The 24,341-nt window shown below is 70.3% G+C and carries 23 protein-coding genes and 1 pseudogene; 12 read left to right on the top strand and 12 right to left on the bottom strand.

Going from position 1 to position 24,341, the window contains the following annotated elements; all coding sequences use genetic code 11:
- The first annotated feature begins 18 nt into the window (after positions 1–18).
- Positions 19–879, top strand: a complete 861-nt coding sequence (locus L2Z93_RS01295; protein ID WP_090588957.1) for a universal stress protein — start codon at positions 19–21, stop codon at positions 877–879.
- 33 nt (positions 880–912) lie between these two features.
- Here the strand turns inward: L2Z93_RS01295 and L2Z93_RS01290 are convergent, their stop codons facing one another.
- A complete protein-coding gene (locus L2Z93_RS01290; protein WP_090588956.1) occupies positions 913–2,415 on the bottom strand; it encodes a gamma-aminobutyraldehyde dehydrogenase in 1,503 nt (500 codons plus the stop codon).
- Between the two features lie 76 nt (positions 2,416–2,491).
- On the opposite strand from L2Z93_RS01290, the gene L2Z93_RS01285 reads away from it, so the two are divergent.
- Positions 2,492–3,865: an aspartate aminotransferase family protein gene (locus tag L2Z93_RS01285; RefSeq protein ID WP_090588955.1), complete on the top strand. Its 1,374-nt coding sequence runs from the start codon at positions 2,492–2,494 to the stop codon at positions 3,863–3,865.
- Between the two features lie 8 nt (positions 3,866–3,873).
- On the opposite strand, the gene L2Z93_RS01280 is transcribed toward L2Z93_RS01285, so the two are convergent.
- Both L2Z93_RS01280 and L2Z93_RS01275 read right to left on the bottom strand, forming a co-directional pair.
- Positions 3,874–5,316 carry an NAD(P)/FAD-dependent oxidoreductase gene (locus L2Z93_RS01280; RefSeq protein WP_090588954.1) on the bottom strand — a complete coding sequence of 481 codons (1,443 nt, stop codon included), beginning with the start codon at positions 5,314–5,316 and terminating at the stop codon, positions 3,874–3,876.
- Between the two features lie 49 nt (positions 5,317–5,365).
- Positions 5,366–6,013: a response regulator transcription factor gene (locus L2Z93_RS01275; protein WP_090588953.1), complete on the bottom strand. Its 648-nt coding sequence runs from the start codon at positions 6,011–6,013 to the stop codon at positions 5,366–5,368.
- A gap of 128 nt (positions 6,014–6,141) precedes the next feature.
- Between L2Z93_RS01275 and L2Z93_RS01270 the strand changes: the two genes are divergently transcribed.
- From L2Z93_RS01270 to lfrA, 5 genes are all read left to right on the top strand, one after another.
- A complete protein-coding gene (locus tag L2Z93_RS01270; RefSeq protein WP_090588952.1) occupies positions 6,142–6,789 on the top strand; it encodes a helix-turn-helix domain-containing protein in 648 nt (215 codons plus the stop codon).
- 142 nt (positions 6,790–6,931) lie between these two features.
- On the top strand, positions 6,932–7,690 hold the full coding sequence (aqpZ, locus tag L2Z93_RS01265) for an aquaporin Z (RefSeq protein ID WP_090588951.1): 759 nt from the start codon (positions 6,932–6,934) through the stop codon (positions 7,688–7,690).
- A 93-nt stretch (positions 7,691–7,783) separates the two neighbouring features.
- Complete coding sequence (locus L2Z93_RS01260) at positions 7,784–8,032, top strand: hypothetical protein (protein WP_090588950.1); 249 nt, start codon at positions 7,784–7,786, stop codon at positions 8,030–8,032.
- Positions 8,033–8,121: 89 nt separating this feature from the next.
- Positions 8,122–8,676, top strand: coding sequence for a TetR/AcrR family transcriptional regulator (locus L2Z93_RS01255; RefSeq protein ID WP_090588949.1), 555 nt, complete (start codon positions 8,122–8,124; stop codon positions 8,674–8,676).
- An 80-nt stretch (positions 8,677–8,756) separates the two neighbouring features.
- On the top strand, positions 8,757–10,316 hold the full coding sequence (lfrA, locus tag L2Z93_RS01250) for an efflux MFS transporter LfrA (protein ID WP_090588948.1): 1,560 nt from the start codon (positions 8,757–8,759) through the stop codon (positions 10,314–10,316).
- A 100-nt stretch (positions 10,317–10,416) separates the two neighbouring features.
- Here lfrA and L2Z93_RS01245 read toward each other — a convergent pair whose 3' ends face one another.
- The gene (locus L2Z93_RS01245; RefSeq protein WP_090588947.1) at positions 10,417–11,409 is read right to left on the bottom strand and encodes a stage II sporulation protein M; all 993 of its coding nucleotides are present in this window, start codon (positions 11,407–11,409) and stop codon (positions 10,417–10,419) included.
- A 42-nt stretch (positions 11,410–11,451) separates the two neighbouring features.
- On the opposite strand from L2Z93_RS01245, the gene L2Z93_RS01240 reads away from it, so the two are divergent.
- Entirely contained in the window at positions 11,452–12,414 is a 963-nt protein-coding gene (locus L2Z93_RS01240) for an RDD family protein (RefSeq protein ID WP_090589001.1), read from the top strand.
- On the opposite strand, the pseudogene L2Z93_RS01235 reads toward L2Z93_RS01240, so the two are convergent.
- Positions 12,366–13,598 (bottom strand): annotated as a pseudogene (locus L2Z93_RS01235) (cation:proton antiporter); the annotation flags it as partial. The gene L2Z93_RS01240 and the pseudogene L2Z93_RS01235 sit on opposite strands and share 49 nt — an antisense overlap.
- A gap of 183 nt (positions 13,599–13,781) precedes the next feature.
- Between L2Z93_RS01235 and L2Z93_RS01230 the strand changes: the two are divergent.
- Positions 13,782–14,447, top strand: a complete 666-nt coding sequence (locus L2Z93_RS01230; RefSeq protein ID WP_090588945.1) for a PadR family transcriptional regulator — start codon at positions 13,782–13,784, stop codon at positions 14,445–14,447.
- Positions 14,448–14,711: 264 nt separating this feature from the next.
- Positions 14,712–15,599: a type IV toxin-antitoxin system AbiEi family antitoxin domain-containing protein gene (locus L2Z93_RS01225; protein WP_090588944.1), complete on the top strand. Its 888-nt coding sequence runs from the start codon at positions 14,712–14,714 to the stop codon at positions 15,597–15,599.
- Positions 15,600–15,602: 3 nt separating this feature from the next.
- Here the strand turns inward: L2Z93_RS01225 and L2Z93_RS01220 are convergent, their stop codons facing one another.
- The 5 genes from L2Z93_RS01220 to L2Z93_RS01200 are packed head-to-tail and all read right to left on the bottom strand — an operon-like array spanning position 15,603 to position 20,896.
- Positions 15,603–17,033 (bottom strand): DUF58 domain-containing protein, encoded by a 1,431-nt coding sequence (locus L2Z93_RS01220; RefSeq protein ID WP_090588943.1) that lies wholly within the window; start codon positions 17,031–17,033, stop codon positions 15,603–15,605.
- The gene (locus tag L2Z93_RS01215; protein WP_090588942.1) at positions 17,033–17,992 is read right to left on the bottom strand and encodes an AAA family ATPase; all 960 of its coding nucleotides are present in this window, start codon (positions 17,990–17,992) and stop codon (positions 17,033–17,035) included. The genes L2Z93_RS01220 and L2Z93_RS01215 overlap by 1 nt, the downstream gene beginning before the upstream one ends.
- Positions 17,989–19,116: a DUF4350 domain-containing protein gene (locus tag L2Z93_RS01210; protein ID WP_090588941.1), complete on the bottom strand. Its 1,128-nt coding sequence runs from the start codon at positions 19,114–19,116 to the stop codon at positions 17,989–17,991. The genes L2Z93_RS01215 and L2Z93_RS01210 overlap by 4 nt, the downstream gene beginning before the upstream one ends.
- Positions 19,113–19,760, bottom strand: coding sequence for a DUF4129 domain-containing protein (locus L2Z93_RS01205; RefSeq protein ID WP_234786126.1), 648 nt, complete (start codon positions 19,758–19,760; stop codon positions 19,113–19,115). Before L2Z93_RS01205 ends, L2Z93_RS01210 begins: the two co-directional genes overlap by 4 nt.
- Positions 19,742–20,896, bottom strand: a complete 1,155-nt coding sequence (locus L2Z93_RS01200) for a DUF7847 domain-containing protein (RefSeq protein ID WP_234786125.1) — start codon at positions 20,894–20,896, stop codon at positions 19,742–19,744. Before L2Z93_RS01200 ends, L2Z93_RS01205 begins: the two co-directional genes overlap by 19 nt.
- Before the next feature lie 172 nt (positions 20,897–21,068).
- Between L2Z93_RS01200 and L2Z93_RS01195 the strand changes: the two genes are divergently transcribed.
- Positions 21,069–21,533 (top strand): GatB/YqeY domain-containing protein, encoded by a 465-nt coding sequence (locus L2Z93_RS01195; RefSeq protein ID WP_090588939.1) that lies wholly within the window; start codon positions 21,069–21,071, stop codon positions 21,531–21,533.
- On the opposite strand, the gene glpK is transcribed toward L2Z93_RS01195, so the two are convergent.
- Complete coding sequence (glpK, locus tag L2Z93_RS01190; RefSeq protein ID WP_162561910.1) at positions 21,530–23,083, bottom strand: glycerol kinase GlpK; 1,554 nt, start codon at positions 23,081–23,083, stop codon at positions 21,530–21,532. The genes L2Z93_RS01195 and glpK overlap by 4 nt on opposite strands.
- Before the next feature lies 1 nt (position 23,084).
- On the opposite strand from glpK, the gene L2Z93_RS01185 reads away from it, so the two are divergent.
- On the top strand, positions 23,085–23,963 hold the full coding sequence (locus tag L2Z93_RS01185; protein WP_090588938.1) for a class I SAM-dependent methyltransferase: 879 nt from the start codon (positions 23,085–23,087) through the stop codon (positions 23,961–23,963).
- Positions 23,964–23,991: 28 nt separating this feature from the next.
- Here L2Z93_RS01185 and L2Z93_RS01180 read toward each other — a convergent pair whose 3' ends face one another.
- The gene (locus L2Z93_RS01180; protein WP_370745808.1) at positions 23,992–24,276 is read right to left on the bottom strand and encodes a hypothetical protein; all 285 of its coding nucleotides are present in this window, start codon (positions 24,274–24,276) and stop codon (positions 23,992–23,994) included.
- Between the last annotated feature and the right edge of the window lie 65 nt (positions 24,277–24,341).

The following is a 24,341-nucleotide window of genomic DNA, read 5'->3' as shown; positions in this document are numbered from 1 at the left end:
CCTCAAAAGGATCACCCGATGCATCTGACTGTCGGCTACCTGGCCACCCCGACCGGCGACGACGGCGTCGCGCTGGCCATCGCGCTGGCGCACACCCTGGACGCCACCGTCGACGTGGTGCTCGTCGTGCGCCACGAACTGCCCGACGGGGAACCGGGCCGCGGCCAGTATCAGGAGATCCTGCTGGAACGCGGCCAGGACTGGATCCGCGGCGCCGTCGACGCGTTCGCCGCCGCCGGGATCCGGGTGGAGTCCACGGTGCTGCTGGGTGATTCGTTCCCCGAGGCGCTGATGAACTTCGCCGAGGAGAAGAACTCCGATCTGATCGTGGTGGGCGGCGCCCGCGACGGGCTCTTCGGTGGACACATCATCGGGCCGGTGGCCGGCGCGCTGCTGCACTCCTCGCCGATCCCGGTGGCGCTGGCCACCCGCGGCTACGCCGAGGACGCCCCGGACCGGATCGACACCATCACCGCCGCCGTGCCGACCAAGCCCGGCGACGACAATCCGCTGCCGTTCGCCCTGGAGTTGGCCGGCGCGGCCGGGGTGCCGCTGCGGATGCTGTCGCTGGTGTCCTCGGAGCACCTGGCCGACACCGACGATGTCGCCGAGCTGCGCGCCCTGCAGCTGGCCGCCGCCGAGGCGAACCTCGCGGTCGCCGCCCGCGAGCTGCCCGACGCCCCGGAGCTGGATTCCATTGTCGCCGGCGGGCGCACGCTGGAGTCGGCGCTGAAGAAACTCACCTGGTCCGACGCCGACGTGCTGGTGATCGGGTCCAGCCGATTCGCCTCGCCCAAGCGGATCTTCCTGGGCTCCACCGCGTCCCGCATCCTGGCCGGCGCGGGCGCGCCGGTCATCGTCGTCCCCCGCGCGGAGTAGCGCCTACCGCTCGGCGCGCTACCGCTTGGCGCGCTACCGCTTCGTGAAAATCGTGCGGTGCCAATCCTTTTCGACGTTCGCGGTGATATCGCTCATCACGTGCTTGATGGTGAGGTACTCCTCGAACGAGTAGTCGCTCATATCCTTGCCGAATCCGGACGCGCCGACGCCGCCGTGCGGCATCTCGGAGATGATCGGGATGTGGTCGTTGATCCACACACAGCCGGCGTTGATCTCACGGCTGGCCCGCTGGGCCCGGTACACGTCGCGGGTCCACGCCGAGGCGGCCAGACCGTAGTCGGTGTCGTTGGCCTGGCGCAGCGCGTCGTCGTCGTCGGTGAACGCGCGGGCGGTGAGCACCGGGCCAAAGATCTCGTCGCGGTAGACCTCGGAGGACTCGTCGACGTCGGCGATGAGGGTCGGCCGGTAGAACGCGCCGGGTGAATCGGGCATGACGCCGCCGGTGACGATCCGGCCGCCCTGGTCCGGCGCCCGGGAGACCATCGCGGCGACCTTCTCCCGGTGCGCGAAGGAGATCAGCGGCCCCAGGTCGGTGTCCGGGTCGTGCGGGTCGCCGACGACGATCTTGCTCATCACCTCACCGACCCCGGCCACGAAGTCGTCGTACAGCTCGCGGGCCACGATCGCGCGGGTGGCGGCCGTGCAGTCCTGGCCGGTGTTGATCAGCGACGCGGCGACCGCGCCCTGCACCGCGGCGTCCAGGTCGGCGTCGGCGAACACCACGAACGGGGCCTTGCCGCCCAATTCGAGCTGGGTGCGGTGGCCGTACACGGCGGCCGCCGTCATCACCTTGCGGCCCACCGGCGTCGACCCGGTGAAGGTCACGACGTCGACGTCGCGGTGCCCGGCCAGCGCGGCGCCGGCGTCGGCGCCCGCGCCGACGATGACATTGAGCACCCCGTCGGGCAGGCCGGCCTCCTTGGCCAGCCGGGCCAGGGTCATGGTGGTCAGCGGGGTCAGCTCGGCGGGTTTGATGACCACCGCGCAGCCGGCGGCCAGCGCCGGGATCACCTTCCACACCGCCATCTGCAGCGGGTAGTTCCACGGCGTGATGGTCGCCACCACGCCGACGGCTTCGCGGCGGATCGCCGAGGTGTGGTCCCCGGAGTACTCGGCGGCGGCCTTGCCCTCCAAATGCCGTGCGGCCCCGGCGAAGAACGACACATTGTCGATGCTGCCGGGCACGTCGAACTCGGTGGCCAGCCGGACCGGTTTGCCGGTCTGGCTGACCTCCTCGGCGATGAACACTTCGGCGTTGGCGTCCATCAGCTCGGCGAGGCGAGCCAGCACCGTCGAGCGGTCGACCGGGGTGGCCCGGGACCAGTCCGGCAGCGCCGCGCGCGCGGCGGCCACCGCGGCGTCCACGTCGGCAGCGGTGGCCAGCGCCAACTCGGCCACCGGGTTTCCGGTCGCGGGGTCGATCACCCGGTGGGTCGCCCCGGAGGCATGCAGGTCCGCGCCGTTGATCCAGCCGCTCGGCACGGTCTTCAGGCTGTCGATAGTCGTCCCGGTCATGGCGGTAACGGTAGTCTCAACTGCTGTCCCACCCCACTCGAACCGCACCGAACGCAGCTAAGCGACTGGACACCCGATGGCACCTTCAGACACTCCGGCCGACCTGTCGGCCACCGCCGCCCGCCACCTGTGGGGGCACTTCTCCCGGCACGGCGCGGGCATCACCCCGCCGATCATCACCCGCGGCGAGGGCGTGCACATCTTCGACGACCGGGGCCGCCGCTACCTCGACGGGCTGTCCGGGCTATTCGTCGTGCAGGTCGGGCACGGCCGCGCCGAACTCGCCGAGGCCGCCGCCAAGCAGGCCGAGACGCTGCCGTTCTTCCCGCTGTGGAGCTACGCCACCCCGCCGGCCATCGAGCTGGCCGAGCGGCTGGCCGGGTACGCGCCCGGGGACCTGAATCGGGTGTTCTTCACCACCGGTGGCGGTGAGGCCGTCGAATCGGCGTGGAAGTTGGCCAAGCAGTTCTTCAAGCTGACCGGGAAACCCGGTAAGCACAAGGTGATTTCACGCGCGGTGGCCTATCACGGCACTCCGCAGGGCGCGCTGGCCATCACCGGGCTGCCCGCGTTCAAGGCGCCGTTCGAGCCGCTGACCCCGGGCGGTTTCCGGGTGCCCAACACCAATATCTACCGCGCGCCGGCGCCGTATGACACCGATCCGAAGGCCTGGGGCGAGTACTGCGCAGACCGGATCGCCGAGGCCATCGAGTTCGAGGGCCCCGACACCGTCGCGGCGGTGTTCCTGGAGCCGGTGCAGAACGCGGGCGGCTGCTTCCCGCCGCCGCCGGGGTATTTCCAGCGGGTGCGGGAGATCTGCGACTCCTACGACGTGCTGCTGGTCTCCGACGAGGTGATCTGCGCGTTCGGCCGGGTCGGGCCAATGTTCGCCTGCGACGCCTTCGACTACGTCCCGGACATCATCACCTGCGCCAAGGGCATGTCCTCGGGCTACTCCCCGATCGGCGCGATGATCGCCTCCGACCGGCTCTTCGAGCCGTTCAACGACGGCTCGACGGTGTTCGCGCACGGTTACACCTTTGGCGGGCACCCGGTTTCGGCCGCGGTGGGGCTGGCCAACCTGGACATCTTCGAACGCGAAGGGCTCAACGACCGGGTGCGCGAACTCGGCCCGGCGTTCCGCGCCACGCTGGAACAGCTCTACGACATCCCGATCGTCGGGGACGTCCGCGGCGAGGGCTACTTCTACGGCATCGAGCTGGTCAAGGACAAGACGACCAAGGAGACCTTCAGCGCCGAGGAATCCGAGCGGCTGCTGCGCGGCTATCTGACGCCGGCGCTCTGGGACGCCGGGCTGTACTGCCGCGCCGACGACCGCGGGGATCCCGTCGTGCAGCTCGCGCCGCCGCTGACCTGCGGGCAGGCCGAGTTCGACGAGATCTACGCGATCCTGCGCGAGGTGCTCACCGAGGCCAGTCGGCGGCTTTAGCCGGCGGCTTAAGAATCGAACCCGAGGCCCGCGGCGTCCATCGCCCGCAGGAAGGCGTTGCGTCGGCCCTGCCGGTGATCGGCCCGGTTCAGCGACCAGCGGGTCAGGTTGATGCCCACCGAGGAGAACGGCTCCGGCGGGAACGGCACCGGGCGCTTGCGGACCATCTGCAGTTGGGTCCGCTCGGTTTTCGCGCCGTCGAGGTGGTCGAGCATCACCTCGGCGGCGAACCGGGTGGCGCCGACGCCGAGCCCGGTGAAGCCCGCCGCATAGGCGACCCGGCCGCGACGGGCCAGTCCGTGGAACGCGGCGAACTGGGTGCAGGTGTCGATGGCGCCGGCCCAGCGGTGAGTGAAGCTGATCCCCTCCAGCTGCGGGTAGGTGGCCAGCAGGTGCGAGGCGAGTTTGCCGAAGGTCTCCGGGCGGTCCTCGTACGCGGCGCGGAGTTTGCCGCCGGAGTAGTAGATGGCGTCGTAGCCGCCGTAGAGGATGCGGTTGTCGCGGGTCAGCCGGGAGTAGTGGAACTGGTTGGCCATATCGGCCACGCCCTGGCGATTGGCCCACCCGATGGAGGCCATCTGCTCGGCCGACAGCGGCTCGGTCATCAGCACGTAATCATAGACCGGGATGACCTGGAATCGGTTGCGGCGCAGCAGCGATGGGAACACATTGGTGGCCAACGCGATTCGCTCGGCGCGCACGGTGGCCCGCGGGGTCTGCACGATCGCCGAGCCGGTGCGCGGGGTCTCGACGCGGGTCACCGGGGAGTGCTCGAAGATCTGCACGCCGAGCCGGTCGGCCTCCTGCGCCAGCGCCTGCACCAGCTTCGCCGGATGCACCATGGCGCAACCGCGCCGATCCCATTCCGCGCCGAGGTAGAGCGGGCTGTTGATCTGCTCCCGGGTCTGTTGCTCATCGAGAACGTCTGGGCCGCTGAGGTATTCGAGTTCGTGTTCCTCGACCGCGACGGAGAACTGGCCGGTGCGCTCCCACTGGCAGTCCACGGCGAAGGAGCCGACGTCGCTCTCCATCTCGTCGAGGTTCGCCAGGCCCAGTTGCTCCAGCAACTCGAACTCGTCGGGCCAGCGGGCCAGGCCGTTGGGCTCGCCGTGGGTGATGCTGGCCTCGCAGAATCCGCCGTTGCGTCCGGAGGCGGCCCAGCCGAGGGTTTCGGCCTCCAGCAGGACGACGTCGAGGGCGGGGTTGCGGCGTTTGGCCAGCACCGCGGTCCACAGCCCGCAGTACCCGCCGCCGACGATCACCAGGTCGGCGATGGTCGGCGCGGTCAGGGTCGGCCGGGCCGGCGCCTCGCCGAGGTCGTCGAGCCAGAACACCGACTGCCGGGCGCCGGCGAGCGCCTGCTCGACCACCCGGGCGTCGGGCGCGTTGCGCTCGTAGGCGGTGGGATAGGTGGTGAACGCCTCCGCCGCACGGTGCGCCAAGCTCGTCATAACCGTCACCTTCGCATATTCGCCGCCGCCGGCTGAACTCAATCGGCCACTACGACCGGTGGGGGTCCCGCAGATAGCGCAGCACCGCCGCCACCCGGCGGTTGGTGCCGTCGTCCGCGGACAGCCCGAGCTTGCCGAAGATGCTGTTGATGTTCGCCTCCACGGTGCGCGCGCTGAGCACGAGCTCGGCGGCGATCGCGGCGTTGGACCGGCCGCGGGCCATCAGCTCCAGCACGTCGACCTCGCGCGGGGTGAGGTCCGGGCCGCCGCGGCGCTGAGCCATCAGGCCGTCGACCACCTCCGGGTCGATCACGGTGCCGCCGGCGGCCACAGTCCGGACGTCGGCGACGAAGGCCCGCAGGTCGCCGACCCGGTCCTTGAGCAGGTAGCCCACTCCGGACGGCGAGCCGTCGACCAGGCGCATCGCGTGGAAGGTGTCGATGTGCGCGGACAGCAGCACGACCCCGACGCCGGGGTGCTCGCGGCGGATCCGCAGGCCCGCCTCGATGCCCTCGATGGTGTGCGTCGGGGGCATCCGGATGTCGGTGACCACCACGTCCGGCGACTCGGCGTCCACCAGCGCGATCAGGTCCTCGGCGTCGGCGGCGGTCCCCACCACGTCGAACCCGCCGCCGGCCAGCACCATCGCGGCGCCCTCCCGGAACAGCGCGGAGTCGTCGGCCAGCACCGCCCGCATCGGCTGTGTCTCGTTCGTGGGGACTCCTTCGCGTCGCGCCGCGGAAATACCGTGTTAGCACGGTAGTACCGGTCCCTTACCTCGGCTTAGCGTTGCTCCAGATTCACCACCGCAGGCAGGAGGGGCCCATGCTCGTTCAGCAGAAACCGCAGGCCGATCGGGGCCGCAGCGTGCTGGCCACGGGCACCCATGTGGTGGAGGCGGTGGCCGCCGCGCAGCACGGGATCGGCATCACCGACCTGGCGCAACGCACCGGGCTGCCGAAGTCCACCGCGCATCGGCTGGCGGGACAGCTCACCGAATCGGGCCTGCTGGAGCGGGTCGGCGGCCGGTACTACGTCGGCGCCGCCGTCGGCCGGTGGGGCCGCAGTCGACGGCCCGCCCGGACGCTGCACCGCGCCGCCGCGCTGCCGGTCCGCCGCTACGCGCACCTCAGCCGCGCCCTGGTGGGGGTGGTCGCCCTGGTCGACGGCCGGCCGGAGACCGTGCTGGACCATGCGGCCGACCCGCTGCCGTTCACCGTCGACCTGGCCGCCGCCGATTGGCGACGCACCGCTTTCGGCAAGGTGATGTCCGACCGCGCGATCGCCCGGGACGAGTGCGGGCTGTTGCCCGGAGTCAGCTGCATCGCGGGCGAATTGGAACTTCCGGGATGCCAGTGGCGGGCGGCATTATGCGCGTTGTACTTCCAGCCGGCATTGCCGGCGACCGCGACAACCCAGTTGGTGGACGCCATGCGCGCCATCGAACGCAATTGGGCGCGAGGCCTGGGTTAAACCGGGACGTGGGTTAAACCGAAATTCTATTTTCGATACGCAATCGTGGCTGAACAGCGCTTGACAGTTTGCCGGTACCGCTGGTACTGATAAGGAACTCTTGCACATCGCACGAGGTCAGGTGATTGAAAGGCTTCCGACAATGGAGATGAGCAAGAAACTCCTGGCCGAATTCTTCGGCACATTCTGGTTGGTTTTCGGCGGCTGCGGCAGCGCCATTTTCGCGGCGAAGTTCATCGCCGACGCCGACGGCAACGTCATTCAGGTCGGAATCGGATTCGCCGGTGTCGCATTGGCTTTCGGCCTCACGGTGCTGACGATGGTGTACGCCGTCGGGCATATTTCCGGCGGGCATTTCAATCCGGCCGTCACCGTCGGCGCGGTGCTGGCCGGCCGGACTCCGGCCAAGGATCTGCCCGGCTACTGGGGCGCGCAGGTGGTGGGCGGCTTGCTGGCCGGCGCGCTGCTGTGGCTGATCGCCAGCGGCCGGCCGGGTTTCGAGGCCACCGGCAATATGGCCGCCAACGGATTCGGGGAGCACTCCCCCGGCGGCTACTCGATGATGGCGGTGCTGGTCGCCGAGGTGGTGCTCACCTTCTTCTTCCTGCTGGTGATCCTGGGCTCCACCGATGAGCGGGCCCCGAAGGGCTTCGCCGGGCTGTCCATCGGCCTGACGCTCACCCTGATCCACCTGATCTCCATCCCGATCTCGAACACCTCGGTGAACCCGGCGCGCTCGACCGGCGTCGCGTTCTTCAACGGCGACGGGGCGCCGGCGCAGCTGTGGCTGTTCTGGATCGCGCCGATCATCGGCGCCGCGATCGCCGGGGTGGCCTACCCGGCGCTGTTCGGCAAGCCCGCCGACCAGCCGCGCCGAGAGGCCAGCGCCGTCGGGCGCTGAGCGCTGGGCGCTGGGGCGCGTCACGGCTGCGGCCGTGGCGCGCCTTGGCGTTCGCGCGGCCCGCGCCGCGATGCTCTGGCCTACGATCCAGGGATGGGCTTCATCATGCCGGTGCTCACCACCATCTGCGCGGTGTTCCTGCTCGTCACCGCCGTGATGAGCAAAACCTGGTGGCAGGTCGGCATTTACATCGTCCTGCTGGGCTACTGCGTCTACTGGTTCGACCGGGAACGCCGCGAGGTCCAGGAGCGCAAGTTCCGCAAGGCCAACCCGGATCTGACCCGCGGCGCGGGCACCGAGGCCGGGGCCGACGCGCCCGCCAAGGACGATCCCGCCGCCTGATGTTCCTCGCAGCGCAAGTGTGACTCCGCGCACTTCAGTAATGAGACACTATTGTCTCATTACGGGTGCTTCGTGATAGTTTCTAGCGCATGACCAGTTTGGAGACCGGCGCCCGCGGGCGGACACGGCGGGCGATTCTCGACGCCGCCATGTCCGTGCTGTCGGCCAACCCGGCCGCTCCGCTGGCCGATATCGCCACCGCCGCCGACGTCGGGCGCAGCACCCTGCATCGCTACTTCCCGGAACGGACCGACCTGATCCGGGCGCTGGCGCTGCATGTGCACGAGATCAGCCAGGCGGCCATCAACGCCGCCGACCCGGCCAGCGGCACCCCGGCGCAGGCGCTGCGGCGCGTCGTCGAATCCCAGCTGGACATCGGGCCGATCGTCGCGAACATCTACATGGATCCGAACGTGCTGGCCGACCCCGCACTGCTGAGCCACCTGGACACCGGTGACGACGCGATCATCGACGCCCTGCAACGCGCATCCACCGGGAAGGTCCCGCCGGGATGGGCCCGCCGCGCGTTCTGGGCGCTGCTGGAGGCCGGCTTCGACGCCGCCCGCCACGACGGCATGCCCCGGCACGAGATCGTCGACGCCATCATGACCAGTTTGACGGAGGGGTTGATCTCGCCCGGCTAGCCGGAACCACGACTCACCCCAACCGAACATATGCATAGGGCCGGGCCTCCAAAGACCCGGCCGAATAGAGGAATTTCTTCATGTCCACCCATCTCGACAACATGACAACCGACAAGTCGCCGACACCACCCAGGGCGTGGGCGGCCCTTGCCGTTCTGATGCTTCCGGTGCTGTTGATCGCCATCGACAACACCGTGCTGGCGTTCGCGCTGCCGCTGATCGCCGAGGACTTCCGGTCGTCGGCCGCCACCCAGCTGTGGATCGTCGACATCTACTCCCTGGTGCTGGCCGCGTTGCTGGTGCCGATGGGCAGCCTCGGCGACCGGATCGGCCGGCGGCGGATGCTGATGATCGGCGCCACCGGCTTCGCCGTGATGTCGGCGCTGGCCGCGTTCGCGCCGACCGCCGGCGCCCTCGTCGGCGCCCGGGCGCTGCTCGGGTTCTTCGGCGCCATGGTCATGCCCCCCACCCTGTCGCTGATCCGCAACATCTTCATGGACGCCGACGCCCGGCGGCTGGCGATCGCCATCTGGGCCGCCTGCTTCACCGCCGGCGCGGCGCTGGGCCCGATCGTCGGCGGCGCGCTGCTGGAGCACTTCCATTGGGGCGCGGTCTTCCTAGTCGCGGTCCCGATCCTGCTGCCGCTGCTGGCGCTGACCCCGGTGCTGGTGCCCGAATCCCGGGACCCGCATCCGGGCCCGCTGGATCCGATCAGCATCCTGCTGGCGCTCTCGACCATGGGCCCGATCGTCTGGTCCATCAAGTCCTTCGCGCACGACGGGTTCTCGACGGCCGCGGTGACCGCGGTCGCCGTCGGCCTGGTTTCCGGCGTGCTGTTCGTGCGGCGGCAGAACCGCAGCGCGACGCCCATGCTGGAGATGCGGCTGTTCCGCTACGCGCCGTTCAGCTCGTCGGTGCTGGCCAACTTCCTGTCGGTGGTGGGCCTGATCGGCTTCATCTTCTTCATGTCGCAGCACCTGCAGTTGGTGCTGGGGCTGTCCCCGCTGACGGCGGGCCTGGTCACGCTGCCGGGCGCGGTTGTGTCGATGGTGGCGGGCCTGGGCGTGGTGCGGCTGGCGCAGCACTTCGCCCCGCACCGGCTGATCATCGCCGGATTGCTGTTCGTGGCGGCGGGTTTCGCGCTCATCGTGCTGTTCCGGCACAACCTCACCGCCGCCGCGGTGATCATCTCGCTGATGACGCTGGAGTTGGGCGTGGGGATGTCGCAGACCATCTCCAACGACACCATCGTCGCGTCGGTGCCGCCGACCAAGGCGGGTGCGGCGTCGGCCGTCTCGGAGACGGCCTATGAGCTCGGCGCGGTGATCGGCACGGCCACCCTGGGCACGCTGGTGACCTCGTTCTATCGGAACAACGTGGACCTGCCGCGCGGGCTGTCGCCCACGCAGAGCGCCGAGGCCGGCGAGAGCATCGGCGGCGCGGTCGCAGTGGCCGGCGAACTGCCCGGCGAGATGGGCGAGCGGCTGCTGGAATCCGCCCGATCGGCCTTCGACTCCGGGATCGCCCCGACGGCGCTCATCGCGGTCGCGTTGGTGCTGACGGCTGTGCTGGTGGTGGCCCGGGCGTTCCGCGGCTACGACCCGCAGCAGCTCTCCCCGGCCGAGGCCAGCCGCGACTGAGCGGCATCCGTACCCAGCCGAGCGTTCGCGCTGTCGAGCGGCCCGAGCGCTCGGCTGCGCACGCTCTCCGACGGCGCCGAAGGGGCAGGCCCGCCGCGGCCTAACCCGTGGGCACCACGTCCGGGGCGTCGGCGAGGTCGCCGGAATCCCCGGCGCGGTCGGCGCGCCTGCCGAAATACCCGATATAGCCGAGGAACAACCCCAGCGCCAGCACACCGATGGCCACCCGCAGGAAGGTCGGCAACGGTGACGGCGTCACGAACGCCTCGATCAGCCCCGACACGAACAGCATCACCACCAGCCCGGCGGCCACCGCCACCACCGCCCGGCCCTGTTCGGCCAGCACCTGCCCGCGCGGCCGGTCGCCGGGGGCGATCACCGACCACCCCAGCCGCATCCCGACCGCCCCGGCCAGGAACACCGCGCCCAGCTCCAGCAACCCGTGCGGCAGCAGCAGGCCCATCATGAACGCGCCCTTGCCGGCGCCGAACATCAGTCCGCCCATCACCCCGACGTTCACCGCGTTGATCCACAGCACCAGCGGGATCGGGATCCCCAGCAGGATCGCGTACGCGATGCACTGCACCGCGATCCAGGCGTTGTTGGTCCAGACCTGCAGCGCGAACGCGGTCGCGGCGTGCTCGGAGTAGTAGCTCTCGAAGTCGTGGTTGACCAGCTGGTCGATCATCTCCGGGGTGCCGATGCTGGCCCGCACCTCGGGATCGCCGGCCACCCACATCCCGATGAGGATCGACACCAGCACGAAGATGACCGTCGTGGCCAGCCACCAGTACCGGGCGCGGTAGGCGACCACCGGGAAGGACACCGTCCAGAACCGGACGAACTCCTTGGACAGCGGGGCGTGCGCGCCGGTAACCGCGGCCCGGGCCTGCGCGACCAGGGCCGACAACCGGCCGGTCAGCGCCGAATCGGTCGACGACGACCGCACCATCGACAGGTGGGTGGAGACGCGTTGGTACAGGTCGACGAGCTCGTCGATCTCGGCGCCGGTGAGGCTGCGCCGGTGCTTGGTCAGGTAATCCAGCCGGTTCCAGGTCTCCCGGTGGGCGAGCACAAATGCGTCAACGTCCACCTCGCAGACTCTAGTAGCGTTTCTGCCATGTCAGCCTCACCAATCGGGTCGGTCGTCACCGGCGACGCGGTGGTGCTGGATGTGCAGATCGCGCAGCTGCCGGTGCGCGCCGTCGCCGCGGTGATCGACGTCATGGTGGTGCTGATGGGGCTGTACCTGGGCACGATGCTGTGGGGGATGACGCTGTTCCGGATGGACACCGCGCTCAGCGCGGCGATCCTGACCATCTACACGGTGCTGGTGATCGTGGGCTACCCGGTGATCTTCGAGACCGCCAGTCGCGGCCGCACGCTGGGCATGATGGCGATGGGTCTGCGGGTGGTGTCCGACGACGGCAGCCCCGAGCGGTTCCGCCAGGCGCTGTTCCGGGCGCTGGCGTCGATCGTGGAGATCTGGGCGCTGTTCGGCAGTCCCGCGGTGATCAGCAGCCTGCTCTCGGAAAAGGGCAAGCGGATCGGCGATATCTTCGCCGGCACCATCGTGATCAGCGAACGCGGCCCGAAGCTGGCGCCGCCGCCGCAGATGCCGCCCGCGTTGGCCGGTTGGGCGGCCGGCCTGCAACTGTCCGGACTGTCTCCCGAGCAGGCCGAATTGGCGCGGCAGTTCCTGTCCCGCGCGCCCGGCCTGGAACCGGCGGTGCGCGACGAGATGGCCATCCGGATCGGGAATGAGGTGGCGCAGCGGATTTCACCCGCGCCGCCGCCGGGCGTGCCCCCGCAATACATGCTGGCCGCGGTGCTCGCCGAGCGGCATCGTCGGGAAGTGCTGCGGCTGCAGGCCGCCGCGGCCCGGGCGCAGTCGGCTGCGCCCGGTTACCCGCCGCCCTCCGGTGGTTTCGCGCCGTCGGTCCCGGCGTGGGGGGCTGCCGCCGGGCCGCCGTCGGGTTGGGGGTCGCCGTCTGGTTGGGGGGCGCCTCCGGGTTCGCCGTCCGCCGGGCTGCCGTCCGCTGTGAGGCCACCGGCTGGTCCGCCACCCGCGGCTGGCGGTTTCGCGACGCCCGACTGATCACCGGAGCGATCGGGCTCCTCCAAGCCGGTCTGCCCGGCGGCGCTGGCGTTTCGCGCCCGCTGCGCGATGTTGGCGGCGATCGAGGTGCCCACCACGGTGACCAGCGCGCCGAGGATCAACGCCGACGGCTCCCCGGCCGACATCAGCCCGTAGTCGACGCCGAGGGCGGCCGCGGCGACCGGCACCCCCAACTGCCCGGACGCCAGCACCGCCATCGCCGCCGGCTGGCGGGTCAGCACCCCGGCCAGATGTGCCAGCATGGCCGCGGCGCCCAGGCTCAGACCGAGCAGGATGAGCGACGGGTCCTCGCCCAGTTCGGCCAGATGCAGTGACGCGCCCAGCCACACGAAGAACAGCGGCCCGAAGAACCCTTCGGTGACGCCGAAGAGCTGCCGGGCCAGCCGGCGCGGCTGGCCGATCGCGGACAGTCCCAGCCCGAGCGCAAATCCGGCCAGCATGATCGACACCCGGGTGCTGACCGCCAGCCAGCACAGCCCGAACAACAGCAGCAGCGCGATCCGCAGTTCCAGCGCCACCCGGTTCTGCTCGGAGTAGCGGTGGATCACCTTGCGGTAGCCCTTGCGCTGCAGATAGTGGATGACGAAGTAGGCGATCAGGGTGAAGGCAGCGATGGCCAGCGCGCCGAGCGCCGCCGTGCCGGCGCGTGGCGGGTCAATCGCCAAGGGCAGCAGCACAATACACGCGGTGTCGGCGATCGCGATCTGCGCGGTGACGCTGAGCACCGCGGGCCCGGCCATGCCGATCCGGTCGATCATGGGCAACGCCAGCGCGGCCGACGACGAGGCGATCAGCACCGCGTAGAGCAGCATGTGCCCGGTCTGGAAAATCGCTTCGATCCCCGCGGCGAGCAGCAGCGCCGCCACACCGACCAGGACGCACCGCAGCGCGGCCACCGGGACCGACGACCTCAGGTTGCGATCGCGGATCGGCACATGGCTGCCGACGAGGAACATCACCAACGCGAAGCCGATGTCGGCCAGGTGCCGGAAGGTCGGGTCGTCTGGGTTCAGCAGGCCCAGCCCGGAGTGGCCGAACGCGATGCCCGCCGCGAGTTCGCCGACGACGACCGGCGCCCGCAGCTTCTTCGGCAGCGCCAGCAGGGGTCCGATCATCCCGATCGCGACGATCATCGCGAGCGTGCCGAAGTCGAAGTCACCCATCGCGGGTGGTCCGGGGTCGCAGGCGCATCGGCAGAAGTGTGGCACGCCTGCAGGAAGTCCGATCGGCGAATGTCGGGGACCCACAGGCATCGCTACGGCAACCCTTGCGTTCCGACTTATTCCGATATATCGTGAGACTATCGAGAGCGCACGGAGCGCCTCCCCAACGAAATGAGACTCACCATGAATCACCCCTGCGATCCAGACGGCCAGCACGGCGGCCCCGGCCACTTCGGTTTCGGACCGATGGACCGGCACACCCGCCACCAACTGCGTGACGCCGTCCTCGACCAGGTCCGCGCCCAGCGCGGCGGCTTCGGCTTCGGCCCCGGCGGCTTCGGTCCCGGGTTCGGGTTCGGCCCCGGATTCGGCCCCGGCGGCCGCCGGGGCGGACGCGGCGGTGGTCGCGGTCCGGGCCGACGCGGCGACGTCCGGGCGGCGATCCTGTCGCTGCTGGTCGAACGCCCCATGCACGGCTACGAGATGATCCAGGAGATCGCCGAACGCAGCAACGGACTGTGGAAGCCCAGCCCAGGCTCGGTGTACCCCACCCTGCAGCTGCTCGAGGACGAGGGCCTGATCGTCACCGCCGACACCGAGGGCTCCAAGAAGCTCTTCGAGCTGACCGACGACGGCCGCGCCGTGGCAGAGAAGATCGAAGTCGCGCCGTGGACGGAGATCACCGAGAGCGCCGACCCGGGCGCGGTCGGCCTGCGTGACGCGCTCGGCCAACTCTTCGGCGCGGCGGGCCAGGCGGTCGCGGCCGGTGACGCCGACCAGCAGCAGCGCGTGCTCGACGTCATCAACGAGGCTCGTCGCGAGATCTACCAGATCCTCGGCGAAAGCTGACCCACACCACCACCTGACCGAGCGGTCGCGGGCCACCAGCCCGCGACCGCTCGACTGCGTACAGGGACCCGCGTACCCAGCCGTGCGGTCGCCCAGCCCATTGAGCGCGAGCGCTCGGTCAGGTACGGCGGGCGGTGTACCCAGCCGATCGCTCGCGGCCAAGTGAGGACCCGAGCGCTGGGTTGTGCACAGGAAACACCGCTATCCACAGGATCACCCGCGGCTGAATACCGCGCCGCGGCCCGGGCGATGACCATTCGGCGTATGTACCCCGAACTCATGTCCACTTTCGACGCGCAGGGCGGCGTGGTGCGGACGCCACAGCTCCTCGGCATCATCACCCGGCGGGATATGCAGCGCTTGCTCCGGTCCGGTGTGCTCGTCAAGATCCGCCGCGGCATCTACTGCATCGGCGAGCCGTCCTTGGCCACCCGCCTCAAAGCCCTCGACCTGCGCTGCGGTGAGCCGGTCGTGCCCTGTCTGGGCACTGCGGCCCAATTCCACGGGTTCAACACCGAGAACACCCGAGACATCCATGTGCTCAATCCCGAGGGGCATCTGCTGGTTCCGGAGCGCGGCCTGATCCCGCACCGTCGCGAGGGCGCGCCCCTGCTCGAGGTCGGCGGCCGGCTGGTGACCGCGCCGGCCTGGACCGCCGTCGAGTTCGCGCGGACCCTCCGGCGGCCACGGGCGCTCGCCGCCCTGGACGCCGCATTGCGGAGCGGCACGTGCGATCGCGACGAACTCGCACGGGCCGCGCGCCTGCAGGCAGGCCGGCGCGGGATCGTGAAGGTGCGCGAGCTCGTCGTGCTCGCCCGCCCGGAACCCGAATCGCCGATGGAGAGCGTCGTCCGGCTGATGATCATCGACGCCGGAATCCCCGACCCCACCCTGCAACTCGAGATCATCGATCGCGACGGCCATACCTGGCGGGTCGATTTCGCCTGGCCGGAGGCGATGATCGCGCTTGAATACGACGGGTTCGAGGCCCACAGCACGCCCGACCAGATCGGGCGCGATCGGACGAAGCACGAAGCGCTCACCGCCATGGGCTGGGAGGTGATCCACATCGTCGCCCGGGACGTATTCGAGGATCCGCGGCCGTGGATCTATCGCCTGCACCAACGGCTGGTCGGCAGCCTGGCCGCGTAGCGCTCAGAGCCGGCCGGACGCCTTCATCGCCAGATAGGTGTCGGCCAGCGCCGGGGCGAGCTCTTCCGGCTCGGCGTCGACGACCTCCACGCCCATGCCCCGCAGCCGGGAGGCGATGCCACGCCGTTCATTGCGGGAGCGCTCGGCGGCAGCGGCGTCGTACACCTGCGCGGCGTCGGCTCGGCCGGCCGCCAACGTGTCCACCCGCGGGTCGGCGACCGCGGCGATGATCACCTGGTGCCGAGCGGACAGCTGCGGCAGCACCGGAAGCAGCCCCTCCTCCAGCGCGGAGGCGTTCAGCTCGGTCAGGATCACCACCAGCGCCCGGCCGCGGGTGCGCCGGGAAACCTCCGAAACCATTCCGGCGGCGTCGCTTTCGATCAGCGCGGGCTCCAGCGGCGCCATCGCGTCCACCAGGCGGGCCAGCAGCTCGGTGCGACCCGCGCCGAACACACCGGCCCGGGGTTCGCGGTCATAGGCCAGGAAATCGACATGGTCACCGGCCCGGGCGGCCAGCGCCGCCATCAGCAGCGCGGCGTCCATGGACCAGTCCAGCCGGGGCCAGCCTACGGCGGGTCCAACGAGCGAGGAACGAGCGAGGAAGGGGCCCGCCGCATCAGCACCGGCGGGTCCAACGAGCGAGGAACGAGCGAGGAAGGGGCCCGCCGCATCAGCACCGTTGTCCAAGGCGGTCGGGTCCACCCCGACGCGGCCCGCCGAGGTTCGGCCGGTGTCGAGCACCAGCACCACCCGCCGGTCCCGCTCGGGCCGCCAGGTCCGCACCACCACGTCGGCGCGGCGCGCGGTGGCCCGCCAGTCGATGGAACGGACGTCATCGCCCACCACATACTCACGCAGCGAGTCGAATTCGGTGCCCTGGCCCCGGATCAGCACCGGAATGGCGCCGTCGATCTGACGCAGCCGCGCCAGCCGGGACGGCAGGTGCTTGCGGGACAGGAATGGCGGCAGCACCCGCAGTTCGCCGGGCAGCGGCCGGCTCGCCTGCCGGCCGGCCAGACCCAGCGGGCCCAGCGAACGCGCGGTGACGGCGGCGGCGTGCTGTTCACCGCGGCGGATCGGCCGCAGCCGGGTCTCGACGACGGCGAACCCGCCGGCGGGCAGATCCACCCGATGCTGCCGGGGCTCGGCCCGCGCGCTCGGAGCCCAGGCGTCCCGGACCAGGCCGCGGAACCGCCGGGCGCCGTCGTTGCGGATCACCAGCCGCAGCTCGGCGGGCTGTCCCAGCCGGGCCGACTCGGGTCCGGAGCGGGCGTAGTCGAGCGCCGAGGGCGCCGCCGCCAGCACCACGTCGATGGCCACCAGCACCGCGAGCGCCGCCAGCAGGACCGCGAATGTCGCTGCCGGCCACGGGGACACCGCGACCAGCGGCACGCCCAGCAGGGCGAGCAGCGCGACGCGGGCGGTGAGCACCACTAGCGGGGCACCGGCACCGAGGCGAGGATCCCGTCGAGCACCGCGTCCGGGGTCGCGCCCTCCAGCTCGGCCTCGGGGCGCAGCGAGATGCGGTGCCGCAGCGTCGGTTTGGCCATCGCCTTGACGTCGTCGGGGGTGACGTAGTGGCGGCCGGACAGCCACGCCCAGGCCCGCGCGGTGCCCAGCAGCGCGGTGGCGCCGCGCGGTGAGACGCCGAGCTGCAACGCGGGGGAATTCCGGGTGGCGGTGGCCACTTCGACGATGTAGCGCAGGATCTCGTCGGCGACAAGGACTTTGGCGACCGCGGCGCGTCCGGCGGCGAGTTCGGCCGGGCCGGCGACCGCCTGCACCGCGGACAGGTCGCGCGGATCGAAGCCGTGCGCGTGCCGGCCGAGGATGGCGACTTCCTGTTCGCGGCCGGGCAGCGGGACATTGAGTTTGAGCAGGAAGCGGTCCAGCTGCGCTTCGGGCAACTGGTAGGTGCCCTCGTACTCGATGGGGTTCTGGGTGGCGGCGACGATGAACGGGTCCGGCAGCGGCCGCGGTTCGCCGTCGACGCTGACCTGGCGTTCTTCCATGGCTTCCAGCAGCGCGGCCTGCGTCTTAGGCGGCGTGCGGTTGATCTCGTCGGCCAGCATCAGGTTGGTGAACACCGGTCCGGGCCGGAACTCGAATTCGGCGGTGCGGGCGTCGTAGACCAGCGAACCGGTGACGTCGCCGGGCATCAGGTCGGGGGTGAACTGCACGCGCTTGAACTCCAGGTCCAGCGCGGCGGCAAGGGTGCGGATCAGCAGGGTTTTCGCAACCCCCGGCACGCCTTCGAGCAGCACGTGGCCGCGGCACAGCAGCGCCACCACCAGACCGCTGACCACGGCGTCCTGGCCGACGACGGCCTTGCCGATCTCCCTGCGCACGGCCTGCAGCGCCTCCCGGGCCGGATCGTGATTGAAATGCGTCACTGGTAGGCAACCTGCCTTTCGATGTTGTCGAGCGCCGAAGCGAGGTGGACGAGGTCGTCCTCGGTGGCCGGGGCCGGGCCGAACAGCAGATGCGACACCGCCGCGGCCGGCATGCCGGTGCGGGCGGCCAGCGCGGTGACGATCTGCGGCGGGTCGGCGCGGGTGGTGAGTCCGAGCCGGGGCAGCAGTCGCTGCAGCGCGGCGGTGCGCAGCGCGTCGGCGGCCCGGTCATTGGCGCGCCGGGACTGATACAGCCGGCCGCGGCCTTCGACGGTCTCCGACGCGCGCACGACGACGGGCAGCTGCTCGGCGACCAGCGGGCCCAGCCGTCGGCCCCGCCACAGCGCCAGCAGCGCGACCACCAGCACGAGCTGCCAGACGATCCAGTTGACCCGTTCCGGAATGAGGTCGAAAATCGTTGCGTCGCCCGAGGATTCGCCCTCCAGCTGCTGCGGGGCGTACCAGATCACGCGGGCGTGCGATCCTGCCAGGTTCATCGCCAGCGCGGCGTTGCCGTCCTTGAGCAGTTGCCCGTTGGTCATGAAGTTCGCCGACCCGACGACCGTGACCTCGCGGCCGCCGTCGCGGTAACGGACCAGTGCGCCGCCGTAGCAGGAGGTGAAGCCGGTGATGTCGTCGTCGGCCTGCTCGTAGGTGTAGCCGGAGGTGAGGTTCGCGACGCCGGCGCTGTCGGCTTCGCGCATCGCGCAGCCCGGGTTGATCTTGGCCATCGTGTCGGCGACGTCGACGCCGGGCGCGAACACACCGGCCATCATCCGGGACGGCTCGACGATCAGGCGGTCACCGGGCGCCTCGTCCAACTCCGCCAACAGGTCCTCGCCGGGCAGGTACTGGGTGCGCGTCACCAGCAGCAGCGAGTCCTCATCGGCTGCGGCGACCGCGGCGCCGACGGTGTCGGCGACGACGACGTCGACACCCTGGTCGCGCAGCAGGGTGAGCAGGGCGTGCGCGCCGGTCGGCTGGGTGGAGCGCGGGTCCAGGTAATTGCCGTCGCGCGGGCTGGTCTGCCAGGTGACCAGGGCGGCGACCGCGGTGATCGCCAGCAACGCGAACACCACCGCGATCCGGGGGCCGCGCGTGCGGGTTCGGGCCGGCGCGGTCATCGGATCGTCGTCCAGCCCGAGGCCGCGCCCGCGGGCGTCGGAGCCCGGGGCGCGTCGGCCAGCTGCCGGTCCAGATCGGCGATCAGCCGGTAGCCGTCGGGCGCGCCGGGCTGTTCGCCGTAGCTGACGTCGTTGAAGATCGACGCGGCCGCCTGCAACGGGCCGGACAATCCCGGATAGACCGCGGCGGCGGCGTTGGCGAGTTCGGTGGCGGTGCGCCCGGCGACGACGGCCAGCGCCCCGGACTCCTCCAGCGCCCGGGCGACCGCGCGCAGGCGGTGCCGGATCGCGGCGGCCCAGTCGCCGCGGGTGGCGCACGCTTCGGCGGCGGCGCGATGCGCCTCGGCGCTGAGTTGTTCGCCGCCGAACAGCTGGAAGTCGCCGTCGGCGCGGGTCCGCAGGGTTGTGCGGTACATGTGCGTGGCGAAGACCACCGCGGCCAGCACAAGCAGCACCAGGATCACGATGGACAGCCAGCCGCCGGGCAGCTCGGCGCCCTTGTTCAGGATGCGGTTCAGCAGGTCGTCGAGCCATTCCAGCGATCGGTCGGTGAAACTCTGCCGCGGATACATCGGTTTGGACAGTTCGTCGCGCGCCAGTTCCCGCGCGGTGTCGGAGTCGACGTCTACGGTCGGGTCTGCCACAGCCAGTCCGTGGTGTTGGGGTCGGCCGGCCCGGCCGGGGTGACGCCGGTGCGCAGCACCATGTCGAACGCCTCGGCGCGCATCCGGCGGTCGGTGTACAGCAGCACCGTCACGCCGGCGGTGAACGGTGTGGTGATGATGCGGCTGATGGCGTTGCCGATGGCCAGCAGCACCAGGCTCAGCATGTACATGCCGGCCAGCCCCTCGAGGACCGCCCCACCCACCGCGAACGGCGCGGCCAGCACCCCGGCGATGATCGCGACCATCAGGCCGGTCAGCACCATGATGCCGAACACCCGCCAGAAATCGCCGCGGACCAGCGCCCAGGACCGTCGGATCGCTTCGCCGACCGGTTGCCGCTCCAGCACGATGACGACCGGCGCGAACAGCATCGCCACCCAGATCCAGACCGCCAGCGGAATGGCCAGCAACGCCAGCGGGACGACGACGAGGGTGGCGGCCAGTCCGCCACTGGCGGTCGCCACCAACAGTCCGGCGGCGACCAGCACGCCGATGATCGCCCCGTAGATCAGCATCTGCAACAACGCCAGCAGAATCAGCGCGCCGAGGCGGCCCTTGATCAGCTGCCAGGTCTCGCCGATGGTGATCGAGGAGCCGAACACCGCCCGCCCAACCACGACGGTGAGCATGCCGTTGAGCAGCAGCGTCGACAGCCACAGCGCCGCGGCGCCGGGCAGCTGCAGCAGCCCGGACAGCGCCCAGTCCGTCGAGGTGTCGCGCAGCGCGTCGATGCGGCCGACCGCCAGCATCGGCCCGATCTGCAGTGCCAGGGACAGCAGCTCGGTGGCCAGCACGACGACGGTGGTCAGCCCGAGGGTGGATTTGGGGCTGCGCCGGATATAGGCGACGGCGCCGTTGTAGAGCTCGCTGAGGTTCAGCGGCCGCAGCGGGATGACGCCCGGTTTGAGGTCGGGCACCATCGGCTGCTGGGGGTAGCCGGGCAGCTGCTGCTGGTAGCCGTGCTGGGCATACCCCTGTTGCGGATAGCCCTGCTGGGGATACCCCTGCTGCGGGTAACCCTGCTGCGGATACCCGGGCGCCCACGGCTGCTGCGGGTAGCCCTGATAGGGGTACCCCTGCTGGTACGGATCGGGCTGACCCGGGGGAACGCTCACCGGACCGACGTCCCGGTGCTCAGAGTCCGGTCCCTGCTCGGCAATGTCTTCACCCTCCGCGACGGCATTTGGTGAAAATGTACCGCCTGTCCGACGGGCGGGACCGCGCCAAAGTGCCGTCGGCGGGGCGTCGTGCCCACAATCGGGGCACGTCAACGCGTACGGTGCTGGCATGGCTGAACTCAAGAACCGGCTGCGCGCAGACCTCACCGACGCGATGAAGGCTCAGGACAAGTTGCGCACCGCGACCCTGCGGATGCTGCTGGCGGCCATCCAGACCGAAGAGGTCTCCGGCAAGGAGCCGATCGAGCTCACCGACCCGGAGGTGCTGCGGGTGCTGGCCCGGGAGGCGCGCAAGCGGTCCGAGGCCGCCCAGATCTACATCACCAACGGCCGCGGCGAGTTGGCCGCCAACGAGCGCGCCGAGGGCAGCGTCATCGAGGAGTACCTGCCCTCGCCGCTGTCCGAGGACGAAATCGCCAATATCGTCAACACCGCAATCGCCAATGTCGCCGAGGCCAACGGCGCCCGGCCCGGCCCCAAGGAGATGGGCCAGGTGATGCGGATCGCCAAGGAGATCGCCGGCGACAAGGCCGACGGCGCCCGGCTGTCGGCGGCCATCAAGGACCGGCTTTAGACGTCCACCCAGTCCAGGGTGCGCTCGACGGCCTTACGCCAGCCGGCGTAGCCGGTGGCCCGCTGCTCGGCGGACCACTGCGGCGACCAGCGCCGGTCCTCTTGCCAATTGGCCTGCAGGTCATCGGGATTGGCCCAGAACCCGACGGCCAGCCCGGCGGCGTACGCCGCGCCCAACGCCGTCGTCTCGGCGACCACCGGGCGGACCACGTCCACCCCGAGCACATCGGCCTGGATCTGCATGCACAGTTCGTTGGCGGTCACCCCGCCATCGACCTTGAGCACTTCCAGGTGCACGCCAGAGTCGGCTTCCATGGCGTCGACGACGTCACGGGTCTGATAACAGATCGCCTCCAATGTGGCGCGGGCCAGATGCGCGTTGGTGTTGAACCGGCTCATCCCGACGATCGCGCCGCGGGCATCCGATCGCCAGTACGGCGCGAACAGCCCAGAGAACGCCGGCACAAAGTACATGCCGCCGTTGTCGGGAACCTGCCGCGCCAGTGCCTCGCTCTGCGCGGCGCCGCTGATGATGCCCAACTGGTCGCGCAACCACTGGATCGCCGAACCGGTCACCGCGATCGAACCCTCGAGGGCGTACACGGGTTTGGCGTCGCCGAACTGGTAACACAGCGTGGTGAGCAACCCGTTCTCGGAACGCACGATCTTCTCGCCGGTGTTGAGCAGCAGGAAATTACCTGTGCCGTACGTGTTTTTCGCCTGCCCCGCGGCCAGGCACACCTGGCCGACCATCGCGGCCTGCTGGTCGCCGAGGCTCGCGGTGATCGGCACCCGGCCGCCCAGCGGTCCGGCGTCGGTGGTGTGGCCGTAGGGCTCCGGGGACGAGGACGGCGCGATCCGCGGCAGCATCCGGCGCGGAATGTCGAAGAAGGACAACAACTCGTCGTCCCAGTCCAGGGTCTCCAAGTTCATCAGCATGGTGCGGCTGGCGTTGGTGACGTCGGTGACGTGCACGCCGCCGTTGACCCCGCCGGTGAGGTTCCAGATCACCCAGCTGTCGGTGGTGCCGAAGATCGCGTCGCCGCGTTCGGCAGCCTCCCGCACGCCGTCGACGTTGTCCAGGATCCAGGCGATCTTGCCGCCAGAGAAGTAGGTCGCCGGCGGCAATCCGGCCTTGCGCCGGATGACGTCGCCGCGGCCGTCGCGGTCCAGCGCCGCGGCGATCCGGTCGGTGCGGGTGTCCTGCCAGACGATGGCATTGTGGTAGGGCCGGCCGGTGCGGCGGTCCCACACCACCGCCGTCTCACGCTGATTGGTGATCCCGAGGGCGGCCAGGTCGCCGGCCGACAGCCGCAGTTTGCTCATCACGGTCATCAGCACCGACCAGGTGCGCTCCCAAATCTCAATCGGGTTGTGCTCCACCCAGCCGGCCTGCGGCAGGATCTGGTCGTGCTCGAGTTGGTGCCGGCCGACCTCGCGGCCGGAGTGGTCGAAGACCATGGCGCGGGTGCTGGTGGTGCCCTGGTCGATCGCGGCGATGTAGGTGGCCAAGGGGTTCTCCTCGCGTGCGGGTGAGTGGCAGAAGTCCATCATGAACATTCCAACTGCGCATCGACACGCCATGTCGCAGTTCTCTGGCCGTCGACTTGCCGCCATGATGTACGCCATGGGCAGTGACTCCGCCGATATCTCCCGGATGCCGAGGGGTGGACCGGACGCGTCGTTCCTGGACCGGTTGCTGCAAACCGGGCTGAGCGAGTACTCCGACCGTGACGACGCCGACCCCAATCTGCGCAAGGCCGCGATCGAGGGTCAGGAGCAGGTCGACAAGATCATGCAGCACCACCAGCCGATGGTGAAGCTGATCCTGGAGGCCGTCGCCGACAAGCCCGACCCCGCGATCCTGGAACTCGGCGCCGGCACCGGGCTGATGTCGCGGATGCTGCTGGAGCAGCACCCGAGCATGCGGCTCACGGTCAGCGACGTCGACCCGGCGAGGGTTTCCGAGCTGATCGAGAGCCTGCTCGGCAAACACAGCCGGGTCACCATCAGCCACCTGGACGCGACCCGGATCGACGCCCCCGACGGCGCCTTCGACCTCGCGGTGTTCGCCTACGGCCTGCACCATCTGTCGGCGGTGCAGGCCGCGCAGATGCTCGTCGAAGGCACCCGGGTGGCCTCTGAGCTGCTGGTTGTCGACGTCAGCCGGCCCCCATCTCCGGTGCATCTGGTTCGGCTGGCAACCCTCGCGCCGTTCGCGCCGGTGGTCCCGTTCGTGCACGACGCGATGATCTCGTCGCTGCGGGCCTATAGCGCGTCGGCGATCCGGGCCATCGCGGCCGACGCCGGCGACCGCTGCGGTGAGCCGATCGCGGTGTCGGTCGCGAAGGTGGGTCCCGATCTGCTGGTGCGGGCCCGGCGTGCGACGCCCCCGGAACCCACGGATACGACGACGGTCCCCGAGGCGTAGCCCTTCGGGGCGCCCTGCTGTCCCCTCCTCAGCAGGGCGCCCCCACCACGCGGGCGTCGATGTCGTTGACCATCCGGTCCGGCGGGCACCCAGCCGACAGGCACACCCGGCGCACCGCGGCCCCCGACTCCGCGGCGAACACCCCGTAGATCACTTCGTCCGCAGGCGCGGAGACCGCCATCATCAGCCGGACCGGATCCGTCCCTCGACTGGCCGCTCCGTCCAGAATGGCAACGGCCTCATCCAGCGGACGATCGAGCAACTCCGGGCCGTACCACTCGACCAGAAAGTAGCTCGTCGCTGTCATCGACACCTGAACGACGCTAATTCGTTATCAGCGGGGACGAATCAGGGATTTCCCTGAAGTTGCGACCGCAA

This window comes from Mycolicibacterium brumae (genome assembly GCF_025215495.1).
Taxonomy (GTDB): Bacteria; Actinomycetota; Actinomycetes; order Mycobacteriales; family Mycobacteriaceae; genus Mycobacterium; species Mycobacterium brumae.
Note: the sequence above shows the minus strand (reverse complement) of the source record. Positions and strands in the feature narration are given on the sequence as shown.

Coding starts and splice junctions, on each gene's coding strand:
- L2Z93_RS01285 (WP_090588955.1), top strand. CDS start 2,492: ATGGCACCTTCAGACACTCCGGCCGACCTGTCGGCCACCGCCGCCCGC.
- L2Z93_RS01225 (WP_090588944.1), top strand. CDS start 14,712: ATGTACCCCGAACTCATGTCCACTTTCGACGCGCAGGGCGGCGTGGTG.
- L2Z93_RS01195 (WP_090588939.1), top strand. CDS start 21,069: ATGGCTGAACTCAAGAACCGGCTGCGCGCAGACCTCACCGACGCGATG.
- aqpZ (WP_090588951.1), top strand. CDS start 6,932: ATGGAGATGAGCAAGAAACTCCTGGCCGAATTCTTCGGCACATTCTGG.
- L2Z93_RS01280 (WP_090588954.1), bottom strand. CDS start 5,316: ATGACGAGCTTGGCGCACCGTGCGGCGGAGGCGTTCACCACCTATCCC.
- L2Z93_RS01290 (WP_090588956.1), bottom strand. CDS start 2,415: ATGACCGGGACGACTATCGACAGCCTGAAGACCGTGCCGAGCGGCTGG.
- L2Z93_RS01270 (WP_090588952.1), top strand. CDS start 6,142: ATGCTCGTTCAGCAGAAACCGCAGGCCGATCGGGGCCGCAGCGTGCTG.
- glpK (WP_162561910.1), bottom strand. CDS start 23,083: ATGGACTTCTGCCACTCACCCGCACGCGAGGAGAACCCCTTGGCCACC.
- L2Z93_RS01230 (WP_090588945.1), top strand. CDS start 13,782: ATGAATCACCCCTGCGATCCAGACGGCCAGCACGGCGGCCCCGGCCAC.
- L2Z93_RS01210 (WP_090588941.1), bottom strand. CDS start 19,116: ATGACCGCGCCGGCCCGAACCCGCACGCGCGGCCCCCGGATCGCGGTG.
- lfrA (WP_090588948.1), top strand. CDS start 8,757: ATGTCCACCCATCTCGACAACATGACAACCGACAAGTCGCCGACACCA.
- L2Z93_RS01185 (WP_090588938.1), top strand. CDS start 23,085: ATGAACATTCCAACTGCGCATCGACACGCCATGTCGCAGTTCTCTGGC.
- L2Z93_RS01260 (WP_090588950.1), top strand. CDS start 7,784: ATGGGCTTCATCATGCCGGTGCTCACCACCATCTGCGCGGTGTTCCTG.
- L2Z93_RS01255 (WP_090588949.1), top strand. CDS start 8,122: ATGACCAGTTTGGAGACCGGCGCCCGCGGGCGGACACGGCGGGCGATT.
- L2Z93_RS01275 (WP_090588953.1), bottom strand. CDS start 6,013: ATGCGGGCGGTGCTGGCCGACGACTCCGCGCTGTTCCGGGAGGGCGCC.
- L2Z93_RS01295 (WP_090588957.1), top strand. CDS start 19: ATGCATCTGACTGTCGGCTACCTGGCCACCCCGACCGGCGACGACGGC.